The following is a 12,452-nucleotide window of genomic DNA, read 5'->3' as shown; positions in this document are numbered from 1 at the left end:
AGCAGTCGCGCGGGTGATCCGAATGAACGTCCGGCCCAAAGCATCGTTCGATCGGGTCGGGCCATTGTTACCGTGGCGATTTCGGTTCGCGGCAGGACGCAAAGCCAAAGCATCAACCCCTTCCAGTCGTACCAACCCACCCCCATTGCGCCGCGCGTCCGCGCATGTCAGCTTGGCCGCCTGCCAACGACCGCGACCACGCGGCGAGCGATAGGGGTGAGGATGCGGATTTTCGTGACGATGGCGGCGGCGACGCTGCTGGCCGGATGTGGCCTGAGCCCGGCGACCGGCGGACCCGAACTGGTGGTCAGCGGGCCGAGCGACGCCGTCGCCGCCTTCATCCGGCAACAGGGTGCCCAGCGACCCAGCCGCGCGACGACCTTTCCGCAGCCCGTTGCCCCCGGCCGCTCCAGCGCGCGCGTGTTGACCCCGGCCGGTACCGGTGCCGACACCGTCCGCCAGATCGCGCAGCAGGCGACCATGGCGGGGCTAAGCGCGGCGGTCGTCGCCGCGCACTGACCCGTCGACCGGAAAAACAACGACGCGTTAACTGAATCTTGGCGCGTCGGCCGGCATATCCGATCCATGGTATCGACCTGTCGAACCCTGTGGATCGCGCTGCTCGTGGCGTTCGGTGCATTCTGCACGACGCCTGCGCGCGCGCAGGCAGGAATCGGCGGCGCGCCGCTGACGACCTGTGTCAGCCGGGTTCAGTCCGGCGACACCGTTCGCGGCGTGCTGGCCGATACCGGCCGGTTCGATTGCAGCACGCGGCAGATCGCGTTCGGACGCGGCGATTACTGGGTCCTGTCCGGTCGCCTTCCCGCGCCCGCCGACCCGGCGGCGGCGATCCGCGTGCGACAGGTCAGCCTGTGGTACGACACGATGGCGGTCTATGCGATCGCCGCCGATGGCCGCATCGCCGGCTGGGTCGACGACAATGTCGGCATCGGCCACCATATTCAGCTGGGCGCGATTCTCGAACATCGGTTCATACCCAACGGCACACCGATCGAACGGGTCCTGTGGCGGGTCGGCGGGTCGGCCAATCTGCGGGGCATCGTGGTGGGTGCCCGCGTGACCGACGACGTCGAGAGCCAGCATTCCAACATGCTGCTCGCCGCATTCTACGCCGGCTTCATCGGGCTGTGCGCCGGGCTGCTCTTCTACAATTTCGCGCTGTGGCGGGTGCTGCGGCACGACTTCCAGATCGCCTATTGCGGCCTGCTCGCCTGCCTGATGATTTATGCGCTCTCGTCGTCGGGCACGCTGGCTTGGCTGCTGCCCGACCTCGCCAATAATCGTCGCATCCTGACCAGCTATGTGGCGCTGTCGTGGGGCATGGCTGCGGCGCTGGTCTTCTGTGCCTGTTTCTTCGAACGCCGGATTCTCGATGGCTGGCCGCTCCGGCTGATTCAGATGGTGATCGCCATCTTCGGACTGCTCGGCGTGCTGCTGATGGCGATCGGGCCGCTCGCCATCATCCCGCTCGATCGCGTCTTCTCGCTGACGATGTTCGTTGCGCCGGTCGCGGTCGGCCTCGTGGTGTGGCGCGCATGGCGGCGGCGCAGCAACTATCTCTGGCTGTTCGCGCTCAGCTGGGCCGCGCCGATGGGCATGCTGGTCGTCCGCTCGCTCTACAACGTCAATCTGTTGCCGTGGAGCTTCTGGATCGACAATTCGACGACGGTGGCGATGTGCGTCGAGACGCTGACCGCCAGTGCAGCCATCGCCTATCGCATCCGCGTGCTCAGCCACGAACGCGACGAAGCGGTGCGGCAGGAGGCGATCTCGCGCGAACTGGCCGATACCGATCCGCTGACCGGCCTGCTCAACCGCCGCGCCTTCCTGTCGCGCGCGATCGCGGCACCGGGTCCGCGGACGCTGATGCTGTTCGACATCGACCATTTCAAGCAGGTCAACGATACGATCGGCCACGACGGCGGCGACGAAGTCCTGCGCCAGTTCGCCCGGACGCTACGGCTGCACGCGCCGCCGGGGGTCCTGGTCGCCCGCATGGGTGGCGAGGAATTCGCGTTGCTGGGCGAAGACTCGGCGATGCCCGATCCCGACATGCTGCTCGCCAATGTCCGCGCGCAGCGCCTGCCGTTCGACCTGCGGGTGACCAGCAGCGTCGGCATCTGCCACGGCCCGCTATTGGACGAGAACGACTGGAAACGGCTTTATCGCCTTGCCGACAAGGCACTTTTCCAGGCCAAGGCCGCCGGTCGCGATCGTGCCGGACGTGCCCCGTTGTCGATGGCGGCCTAACCCCGATTACGGGCAACGCAACCCGGCTTGCATGTCGCGAAATCGCTGCTTACACCGTTGTAAATGAGCAGCGCCGCACCGATCCTCGACCGCTACGCCCATCCGGTTCGCTGGGACGAACCGATACCACCCATGTCGATGGTGACGCTGTTCGAGGAAACGGCCGCCCGCCGCGGCGCTGCGCCGCTGATCGACTTTCTCGGCCGCCATTACAGCTATGCCGAGACGAAGAACGGTGCGGATCGCGTCGCCAGCGGCCTTGCCAAACTCGGCTATGGTCCGGGCGACCGGATCGGGCTGTTCCTGCCCAACGTGCCGCATTACGTCGCCGCCTATTACGGCATCCTCAAACTCGGCGCGACGGTCGTCAATTTCTCGCCGCTCTACACCGCGCAGGAACTGGCGGCGCAGGTCGAGGATTCGGGGACGAAGCTGCTGTTCACCCTGTCGGCCTCGGCGCTGCTGCCGACCGCGCTGGAGGTGCTGGAGCGCAGTTCGCTCGAACGACTGGTCGTCGGATCGGTCGCAGGCGCGTTGCCCGCCGCCAAATCGCTATTCTATCGCTGGTTCCGCTCGCAGGAGGTGACGCCGCGTCCCGACGACCGCCGGGTCGGTGCCTTTTCGGCGCTGATCGCCAATGACGGCGACTGCGGCATGCCGGCGATCGATCCCGAACGCGACCTTGCCCTGATCCAATATACCGGCGGCACGACCGGCAGTCCCAAGGGCGCGATGCTGACCCATGCCAATCTGTCGGCCAATGCCCGACAGGTCGCGTGGCTCGACCCCGACGGCAACAGCCGGCTCGACCGCATCCTCGGCGTGCTGCCGATGTTCCATGTCTTCGCCAACACCTGCGTCCTCAACCGCACCGTCGTGACCGGCGGAGAGATCGTGATGCTGCCGCGCTTCGACGCCGGACAGGTGCTGGCCGCGCTCGACCGGACCAAGGCGACCGCCCTGCCCGGCGTGCCGACCATGTACCGCGCGCTGCTCGACCATCCGCGCCTCAAGCAGACCGATTTCTCGTCGTTGCGCTACTGCATTTCGGGCGGTGCGCCGATGCCGCCCGAATTGAAGCAACGGTTCGAAGCGGCGACCGGCGCAACCCTTGTCGAGGGCTACGGCCTGTCGGAAAGCTCGGGCGTGGTATCCTGCAACCCCTATGCCGGGCCGCAACAGGCCGGCAGCATCGGCCAGCCGATCGCCGGCACCCGCGTCCGGCTGGTGAACAAGGAAAACCCGACCATCGACCCGCCGGCCGGCGAACCGGGCGAGATCGTCGTCGCCGGTCCGCAGATCATGACCGGCTACTGGCGGCGCGAAGACACCGCCGACGCGACCTTCGTCACCGATGCCAATGGCGTCCACTGGCTGCGGACCGGCGATGTCGGCACGATCGACGACGACGGCTTCGTCCGCATAGTCGACCGGCTGAAGGACATGATCGCGGTCGGTGGGTTCAAGGTGTTCCCGAGCGAGATCGAACGCGTCCTGTACCACCACCCCGCCGTCCGCGAGGCGCTGGTCGTCGGCCTGCCCAGCGACTATCGCGGCGAAAGCCCGCATGCCTATGTGACGCTGGCCGACGACGCCGATGTCGATGGCGACGCGCTGAAGGCATGGCTCAACCCGCAACTCGGCAAGCACGAACGCGTCGACGAGGTCGTCGTCCGCCTGACCCTGCCAAAGACGATGATCGGCAAGTTGAGCCGCAAGGATCTGATCGCCGAAGTGATGGCAGAACGCGGGTAACCCCTATCCACCGTCACCCCGGACTTGATCCGGGGTCCCGCTTCTTGTCGTTTTCTCGCGAAGACACGGAAAAGGCGTGATTTTCGCGCTAAGGCGCAAAGGACGCAAAGATCAATCACGCGCCGCGCCAGCGGCTCTTATTTCAATAATATGCAACGCGAAGGCTTCGCCCGCCCGTCCCGCAACCCCTTTGCGTCCTTTGCGCCTTCGCGCGAAACAAAATCCATCGTCTCTCCGCGCCTCCGCGTGAATCACCCTTCTTACCCAACTCTTCCGGCTGCACCCGAAATCCGGTACAGGCCCGCCGATGACCACCACCCCGAAAACCTTCCACGTCAAGTCGTTCGGCTGCCAGATGAACGTCTATGACGGCGAGCGCATGGCCGAATTGATGGCGGCGCAGGGCATGACCGCGACCGACGATGCGAACACCGCCGATCTGGTCGTGCTCAACACCTGCCACATCCGCGAAAAGGCGACCGAAAAAGTCTATTCGGACATCGGCCGCCTGCGCAAACACGGTGCCGACCCGATGATCGCCATCGCCGGCTGCGTCGCGCAGGCGGAGGGGGCCGAGATCGTCCGCCGGGCGAAGGTCGATGTCGTCGTCGGCCCGCAGGCATATCACAACCTGCCGAAGCTGATCGCCGACGCCGCCGCCGGCAAACCCGCGCTCGACACCGACATGCCCCCCGAATCGAAATTCGGCCACCTGCCGGCGCGTCGCCGCAGCGGCCCGAGCGCGTTCCTGACCGTGCAGGAAGGGTGCGACAAATTCTGCACCTATTGCGTCGTGCCCTATACGCGCGGTGCGGAAATCAGCCGCCCCTTCGCCCGCATCGTCGATGAAGCGAAGGCGCTGGTCGATGGCGGCGCACGCGAGATCACGCTGCTGGGGCAGAACGTCAACGCGTGGGCGGACGGCGACGGTCGCGGCCTCGACGCGCTGATCCGCGAACTCGACCGCATCCCCACGCTGGAGCGCATCCGCTACACCACCAGCCACCCCAACGACATGACGCAGCGGCTGATCGACGCGCACCGCGACGTCGAAAAGCTGATGCCGTTCCTGCACCTGCCGGTACAGGCCGGCAACGACCGCGTGCTGAAGGCCATGAACCGCAGCCACACCGCCGACAGCTATCTGCGCCTGCTCGACCGGGTCCGCGCCGCCCGTCCCGATATCGCGCTGTCGGGCGACTTCATCGTCGGCTTTCCCGGCGAAACCGATGCCGAGTTCGAGGATACGCTGCGCCTCGTCGACGCGGTCGGCTATGCGCAGGCGTTCAGCTTCAAATATTCCCCACGCCCCGGCACTCCCGCCGCCGACATGGCCGACGAAGTCCCGCTGGCGGTGATGGACGAACGGCTGCAACGGCTGCAGGCGGCGCTGTTGCGCGATCAGAAGACGTTCAACGACGCGACGATCGGCCGGACCTGTCAGGTGCTGGTCGAACGGCAGGGCCGTCAGTCCGGACAGATGCTCGGCAAGTCGCCATGGCTGCAATCGGTCCATTTCATGACCGACGCAAAGATCGGCGACATGGTCGAGGTCGAGATCGTCGCATCGGGCGCGGTCTCGCTGTCGGGCGTGGAGCGCGTGCGGGCGGCGGCGTGAGCGACCTCGCGACGCGCGGGGCCATCGGCGACGACCTCGCCTATCTCCGCGCCACCTATCCGCAGCCCGACTGGCGCACCCATGCCAATTTCGGCCAGCTCGCCGATTTCTGGCTGCACATCCACGCGTCGCTGCGCGCCGAGGCGGCGGCGGTCGAAAACACGCTCGCCGCCTTTCGCGACGGCAGGCTCGACGCACCGGCGTTCCAGCGCCGGTTCGTTCCCGACCTCAACCGTTTCCTCCAGCATCTGAACGCGCATCACCAGATTGAGGACAGCGCCTATTTCCCCAAATTCCGCGCGCTCGATCCGCGCATGGCCCGCGGCTTCGACCTGCTCGATGCCGATCACCATGCGATCCACGATGCGCTGGATCGGAATGTCGCGGGCGCACGGACCTTGCTGGCGGCGCTCGGCGGATCGGGTCCGGTCGACCGCGCCGCCGCCGACTATGCAGGGCGGTCGCGGACGCTGCTGACGATGCTCGATCGGCATCTCGCCGATGAGGAAGATCTGGTGATCCCGGCGATGCTCGAACATGGCGAGCGGCGCGTCACCTGAAAAATCAGCCTGTTGATACCTTGTATCAGCAACGAATGCCGCGGCGTTGCATTGTGCTGGCGACCTCTTTCATCATTGGAAACCCAGCATGACGACCCCCGCCCAGGGCTATGCCGCGCAGTCGGCCGACAGCAAGCTCGCCCCCTTCTCGTTCGAACGCCGCGATCCGCAGCCGAACGACGTTGCGATCGACATCCACTATTGCGGCGTCTGCCATAGCGACCTGCACACCGCGCGCGGCGAATGGCCCGGCACCCTGTATCCCTGCGTTCCCGGACACGAGATCGTCGGCAAGGTCACGGCCGTCGGCTCCGACGTCACCAAATTCACCGTCGGCGACACCGTCGGCGTGGGCTGCATGGTCGATAGCTGCGGCGAATGCCCGTCCTGTCATGAGGGCGAGGAGCAATATTGCACCGGCACCGGCATGGTCGGCACCTATAACGGCCCCGACCCCGTGCTCGGCGGCCACACCTTCGGCGGCTATTCGGACCATATCGTCGTCGATCAGGACTTCGTGCTGCACATCAAGCATGACGATGCCGATCTCGCCGCCGTCGCGCCGCTGCTGTGCGCCGGCATCACCACCTATTCACCGCTCAAGCACTGGAAGGTCGGTCCGGGGCACAAGGTCGGCATCGTCGGTCTGGGCGGCCTCGGCCATATGGGCGTGAAGATCGCTGCCGCGATGGGTGCCGAGGTCTATGTCTTCTCGACCTCGCCCAACAAACGCGACGACGCGATCCGACTGGGTGCCAAGGACCTGATCGTGTCGAAGGATGCCGACGCGATGGGCGAACATGCCGGAAGCTTCGACTTCATTCTGAACACCGTTGCGGCATCGCACGATCTCGATCAGTTCCTCGCCCTGCTGAAACGCGACGGGACGATGACGCTGGTCGGCGTGCCGGAAACGCCGCACCCCTCGCCCTCGGTCGGCACGCTGATCTTCGGCCGCCGTTCGCTCGCCGGCTCGCTGATCGGCGGCATCGCTGAAACGCAGGAAATGCTCGATTTTTGCCATCAGCATGGCCTGACCGCCGATATCGAGACGATCGCGATGGACGAGATCGAAACCGGGTACGACCGGATGCAGAAGAGCGATGTGAAATATCGCTTCGTCATCGACATGGCGACGCTGAAGTAAGGATTTGGGCTCACGCGAAGGCGCGGAAACGCGAAGAAGGTTCAATTTCGCGCAGAGGCGCAGAGAGGTTTCGGGCGGGGCAAGCGCGTCTCCCCGGCGAAGCCTTTTGCCGCTGCGACGAGGTAGGAGCGTTGCTGGCGCAGCAATTGCAACCCCTCTGCGCCTCCGCGCCTCTGCGCGAAATCGAACCTTCTTCCTCCCCGTGCCTCAGCGCCTTCGCGTGAACCAAGTTTCGCTTCCCCCCCGCAAAAGCATCTGTCAGTCTCGCCCGTGATGCAGTCGCGCCGCCCCGTCCGATTCCAGGCCCAGCCCGGACCCGCGCGCCATCACACCCCGACCGAAAGGATCGCATGAGCCGCAAGCCCGTCCCCGCCCAAGCCGGTCAGCGCGCCCGCGCCGAACTCAGCTTCGACAAGCCGCAACTTCTCGCCCGCCTGTTCGGCGAATTCGACGCGAACCTGCTGGCGCTCGAGGAACGGCTGGGCGTCTACATCACCGCCCGCGGCGACCGGGTCGGGATCGAAGGATCGGCCGAGGCGGTGGCCCATGCCCGCGAAGTGCTGAATGAACTCCATCGCCGCATCCTGCGCGGTGAGGAGGTCGACCCCGGCCTGATCGACGCGGTGATCGCGATGTCGTCGCAACCCGCGCTCGACGGCATCTTCCGCGCCGAAAGCGGTCAGGGCGCACCGTCGATCATGATCCGCACGCGCAAGAAGACGATCGTCCCGCGCACCGTTGCGCAGGCCAGCTACATGAATCAGCTGCTCGGCAACGACATCATCTTCGCTCTTGGGCCGGCAGGCACCGGCAAGACCTATATCGCCGTCGCACAGGCGGTGGCGCAGCTGATCACCGGCAGCGTGCAGCGCCTCATCCTCTCGCGTCCGGCGGTCGAGGCGGGGGAGAAGCTCGGCTTCCTGCCCGGCGACATGAAGGAGAAGGTCGATCCCTATCTCCGTCCGCTCTACGACGCGCTGAACGACTGCCTGCCCGCCGAGCAGGTCGAACGGCGCATCCTCTCTGGCGAGATCGAGATTGCGCCGATCGCCTTCATGCGCGGTCGGACGCTGGCCGATGCCTTCGTCATCCTCGACGAAGCGCAGAACACCACACCCGCGCAGATGAAGATGTTCCTGACCCGCTTCGGTCAGAACAGTCGGATGGTGGTGTGCGGCGATCCCAACCAGACCGACCTTCCCGGCGGCGTGCAGGCATCGGGCCTTGCCGATGCCACCCGCCGGCTGGAGGGGATCGAGGGCATCGCCTTCGCTCGTTTCGGCGCCGGCGACGTGGTGCGCCACCCGATCGTCGGCCGCATCGTCGAGGCCTATGAAGGGAAGGACGCTTGAGTCGAGGGATATCCTGCATTAGCTTGCGGGATATCCGCAGGAGGTCTCGATGGCATCGCTCTATATCAAGGATGCGGCTACCGCCGACCATGCCGCGCGCTTGGCCGCCAAGCTTGGCGTCAGCAAGACGGATGTCGTGCGTCGCGGCCTGATTGCGCTGGAAACCCAATTATCTCCGGACGAACGACGCCGTTCGTTGCACGATCGAATCGCGAAATGGCGTACGGCAAACCCCTTGCCGCCGCCTACCGGTCTGGAAGCCAACAAGGCGTTTTACGACTGGCTCAGCGGCGAGGAGGACGATTGACCCTCTTCGTCGATGCATCTGCGCTGGTCTCGATCATGACCGGCGAGCCCGAAGCCGCATCGTTGATCGACCGGATGGCAGATGACGGGCATCTGTTGTCCTCGGCAATCGCAGTCTGGGAAACGACGATGGCTGTCGCACGCAAACGAAAATGCCAGCCAGCGGAGGCGTTCGCGCTTGTCGAGCTCTTCTGCCATGACATGGATATCGCCCTGGCTCCGATCGGGCCGTCCGAATCCTCGATCGCCGTCGAAGCCTTTACGCGCTACGGCAAGGGTCGCCACGAAGCGAAGCTCAACATGGGCGATTGCTTCGCCTATGCCTGCGCCCGTACCAACAATGCCGCGCTGCTCTACAAGGGCGACGACTTCGCAAGGACCGACCTGAGATGATCGAGATCGCCGTACAGGCAGAGGCCGACTGGCCGCAGGATCAGGATTGGGAGGCCCTCGCCACCCGCGCTGCGACCGCCGCGATCGGCCGTACGCCGCAGGGGGTGTGGCTGACCGATCCGGCCCTGATCGAGATCGCGGTGCGCCTGACCTCCGATGACGAGGTGCAGACGCTCAACCGCCAATATCGTCAGAAGGATAAGCCGACCAACGTACTGTCCTTCCCGATGATCCAGCCCGATCTGCTCGACACCGTCACCCGGAACAGCGACGACGGCGAGGTATTGCTGGGCGACATCGTCCTCGCCCACGGCGTCTGCGCGGCGGAAGCGGCCGAACGCGGCATTTCGGTTGCCGATCATGCCACGCACCTGATTGTCCATGGCTGCCTGCATTTGCTAGGCCATGATCACCAAAATGATGCCGAGGCGGAAGCCATGGAGGCGATCGAGCGTTCGACGCTCGCCCAACTCGGCCTGCACGATCCCTATCCCGTTACAGAGGACTGACACGACCATCATGGCCGACGTTTCGACCAGCACCCCGCCCGGCGACAGTAGCAGCTCCGAAGGGGGCATATGGCGGGGGCTGCGCTCGCTGATCTTCGGCACCGACGCCAGCGAGACGCTGCGCGAACGGATCGAGGAAGTGATCGCAGCGCATGAGGACGAAAACGACGCGCCGGTCGCGGGCGACCTGTCGCCGATCGAGCGCAAGATGTTGCGCAACATCCTCCATTTCGGCGAACGCGATGCCGGCGACATGGGGGTCCCCCGCGCCGATATCGTCGCGCTGGAGGAGAACACCCCCTTCGCCGATGTCGTGAAGCTGTTCGCCGAGGCCGGCCACAGCCGCCTGCCGGTGTATCGCGAGAAGCTCGATACGATCGTCGGCATGGTGCACGTCAAGGACGTGTTCGCGATCCTCGCCAAGGGCGAGGAGCATCCGCCGACCGCGATCGGCCTGTTGCGACAACCGCTCTACGTCCCGCAATCGATGGGGACGCTCGACCTGCTCGCGCAGATGCAGGCCAGCCGCACCCACCTCGCCATCGTGCTCGACGAATATTCGGGCACCGACGGCCTGATCACCATCGAGGATCTGGTCGAGGAGATCGTTGGCGAGATCGAGGACGAGCATGACGATGCGCCGACCGACCTGTTCGTGCCGCTGGACGGCGGCGCATGGGAAGCCGATGCCCGTGCCGAACTGGAGGACGCCGCCGAACTGATCGACCCGCGTTTGGGCGAAGTCGACGAGGACGTGGAGACGCTGGGCGGCCTCGCCTTCGTACTGGCGGGCGAGGTGCCCAAGGAAGGCACCTGCCTCGATCACCCGTCAGGCTGGCGGATCGAGATCATCGCCGCCGACACCCGTCGCGTCCTCCGCCTGCGGCTTCACCCGCCCCACCCGCAGATCGAAGAGTAACAGCCTTCCCGCCGCAGGGAGGGGGACCGTGCGACGCATGGTGGACGGGGGGGGCACGAACGTAGCACCACGATAGACAAAACCGATCACCGACAACGATATAATCGGTTTCACAAAGCAACCCGACTCCGATAGTCCCACGAAGCGGACAGGTTCGCGAGCCCCCCTTCGAACCGGTCCGACGGGCCGCCGGCGCTCCTCCCTTGTCACCGGCGGCCCCTTTACATCGGAACGTCCGCGCCCCCTTCCCCCGTCGCCTGCACCGCCCTATTCATCGGCCATGCGCAAACACGTCATCCGCTTCGGCCTCGTGCTGCTGGTCCTGATCGCCGGGCTGGTCTTCTACATCACCCGGCCCGACCGGGCGCAGTTGAGTGAGAATGCGGTGGCGGGGCGTACGCCGCAGCTGACGCAGGTCCGCGATCAGTGGTTCCCGACCGTCCGCGTCGCCGATCCGATCGGTTGGAAGGACGGCCAGACTCCGACCGCCCCCGCCGGATTGCAGGTGCAGCCCTTCGCCAAGGGCCTCGACCATCCGCGCTGGCTGTACCGCCTTGCCAATGGCGACGTGCTGGTGGCCGAAAGCAACAGCCCCCCGCGCGAAGGCGGCGGCATCACCGGCTGGTTCATGCGGCTGTTCATGAAGCAGGCCGGGGCCGGCACCCCCTCGGCCAACCGCATCACCCTGTTGCGCGATGCCAATGGCGACGGCACGGCGGAGGCGCGCTCGGTGTTCCTCACCGGGCTGAACTCGCCATCGGGCATGGCGGTGGTCGGCGACTGGCTCTACGTCGCCAATACCGACGCGCTGGTCCGCTATCCCTTCCGCAGCGGCCAGACCCGCATCACCGCGGCACCCGAAAAGATCGTCGACCTGCCCGGCGGCGGCAATCACTGGGCGCGCAACGTCGTCGCCGATCCCGACGGCAAGTCGCTCTACGTCAGCGTCGGTTCGGCATCGAACATCGCCGAAAACGGCCTCGACATCGAAAAGAACCGCGCCGCGATCTGGCAGGTCGATCCGGTGAAGAAGACGTTCCGCATCTACGCCTCGGGCCTGCGCAACGCCAACGGCATGGCGTTCGAACCGCGCAGCAAGGATCTGTGGACCGTCGTCAACGAACGCGACATGCTCGGCTCCGACATGCCGCCCGATTATCTGACCAAGGTCGAATTCGGCGGCAACTATGGTTGGCCGTGGCATTATTGGGGCGGCTATATCGACGAGCGGGTCCAGCCGCAGCGTCCCGACCTGCGCCAGTATGTCGCCCGCCCCGACTATGCGCTCGGCGCGCACGTCGCCCCGCTCGGCCTCGCCTTCACCGCCGACATGCGGCTGGGCGAGCGGTTCGGCAACGGCGCGGTGATCGGACTGCACGGGTCGTGGAACCGCGTGCCGCCCTCGGGCTACAAGGTCATTTACGTGCCCTTCGCCGCCAACGGCTTCCCCGTCGCCAACGCCAAGCCGGTCGACCTGCTGACCGGTTTCCTGACCGCCGATGGCAAGGACGTCCACGGCCGCCCGGTCGCGGTGATCGCCGATCGCACCGGCGCGATGCTCGTCGCCGACGATGTCGGCAACACCATCTGGCGGGTCAGCCAGCCGCTCGCGGCCCGCTGAC

Annotated in this window: 12 protein-coding genes; all 12 read left to right on the top strand. The window is 66.0% G+C overall.

Annotation, left to right across the window (positions count from 1 at the left end; all coding sequences use genetic code 11):
• Positions 1-222: 222 nt before the first annotated feature.
• The 12 genes from ASE70_RS16535 to ASE70_RS16480 all read left to right on the top strand — a co-directional run bounded on the left by ASE70_RS16535 (position 223) and on the right by ASE70_RS16480 (position 12,451).
• Complete coding sequence (locus ASE70_RS16535; RefSeq protein ID WP_056401544.1) at positions 223-519, top strand: hypothetical protein; 297 nt, start codon at positions 223-225, stop codon at positions 517-519.
• Between the two features lie 66 nt (positions 520-585).
• Positions 586-2,271 carry a GGDEF domain-containing protein gene (locus ASE70_RS16530; protein ID WP_056507216.1) on the top strand — a complete coding sequence of 562 codons (1,686 nt, stop codon included), beginning with the start codon at positions 586-588 and terminating at the stop codon, positions 2,269-2,271.
• A gap of 63 nt (positions 2,272-2,334) precedes the next feature.
• A complete protein-coding gene (locus tag ASE70_RS16525) occupies positions 2,335-4,026 on the top strand; it encodes a long-chain-fatty-acid--CoA ligase (protein WP_056507212.1) in 1,692 nt (563 codons plus the stop codon).
• A 307-nt stretch (positions 4,027-4,333) separates the two neighbouring features.
• A complete protein-coding gene (gene miaB, locus ASE70_RS16520; protein WP_082451088.1) occupies positions 4,334-5,644 on the top strand; it encodes a tRNA (N6-isopentenyl adenosine(37)-C2)-methylthiotransferase MiaB in 1,311 nt (436 codons plus the stop codon).
• Positions 5,641-6,204 (top strand): hemerythrin domain-containing protein, encoded by a 564-nt coding sequence (locus ASE70_RS16515; protein WP_056507207.1) that lies wholly within the window; start codon positions 5,641-5,643, stop codon positions 6,202-6,204. The genes miaB and ASE70_RS16515 overlap by 4 nt, the downstream gene beginning before the upstream one ends.
• 88 nt (positions 6,205-6,292) lie before the next feature.
• Positions 6,293-7,351 (top strand): NAD(P)-dependent alcohol dehydrogenase, encoded by a 1,059-nt coding sequence (locus ASE70_RS16510; protein ID WP_056507203.1) that lies wholly within the window; start codon positions 6,293-6,295, stop codon positions 7,349-7,351.
• A gap of 350 nt (positions 7,352-7,701) precedes the next feature.
• On the top strand, positions 7,702-8,703 hold the full coding sequence (locus ASE70_RS16505; protein WP_056401533.1) for a PhoH family protein: 1,002 nt from the start codon (positions 7,702-7,704) through the stop codon (positions 8,701-8,703).
• A 49-nt stretch (positions 8,704-8,752) separates the two neighbouring features.
• Positions 8,753-9,010, top strand: coding sequence for a type II toxin-antitoxin system VapB family antitoxin (locus ASE70_RS16500; protein ID WP_056401530.1), 258 nt, complete (start codon positions 8,753-8,755; stop codon positions 9,008-9,010).
• Positions 9,007-9,402, top strand: coding sequence for a type II toxin-antitoxin system VapC family toxin (locus ASE70_RS16495; RefSeq protein WP_056401527.1), 396 nt, complete (start codon positions 9,007-9,009; stop codon positions 9,400-9,402). Before ASE70_RS16500 ends, ASE70_RS16495 begins: the two co-directional genes overlap by 4 nt.
• Positions 9,399-9,911 carry an rRNA maturation RNase YbeY gene (gene ybeY, locus ASE70_RS16490; protein ID WP_056401524.1) on the top strand — a complete coding sequence of 171 codons (513 nt, stop codon included), beginning with the start codon at positions 9,399-9,401 and terminating at the stop codon, positions 9,909-9,911. The genes ASE70_RS16495 and ybeY overlap by 4 nt, the downstream gene beginning before the upstream one ends.
• Positions 9,912-9,921: 10 nt before the next feature.
• On the top strand, positions 9,922-10,830 hold the full coding sequence (locus ASE70_RS16485; protein WP_056401519.1) for a hemolysin family protein: 909 nt from the start codon (positions 9,922-9,924) through the stop codon (positions 10,828-10,830).
• A gap of 280 nt (positions 10,831-11,110) precedes the next feature.
• Positions 11,111-12,451 (top strand): PQQ-dependent sugar dehydrogenase, encoded by a 1,341-nt coding sequence (locus ASE70_RS16480; protein ID WP_056507200.1) that lies wholly within the window; start codon positions 11,111-11,113, stop codon positions 12,449-12,451.
• Position 12,452 lies beyond the last annotated feature (1 nt).

The organism is Sphingomonas sp. Leaf22 (assembly GCF_001421715.1).
Taxonomy (GTDB): domain Bacteria; phylum Pseudomonadota; class Alphaproteobacteria; order Sphingomonadales; family Sphingomonadaceae; genus Sphingomonas.
This window is presented reverse-complemented; position numbering and strand designations above follow the sequence as displayed.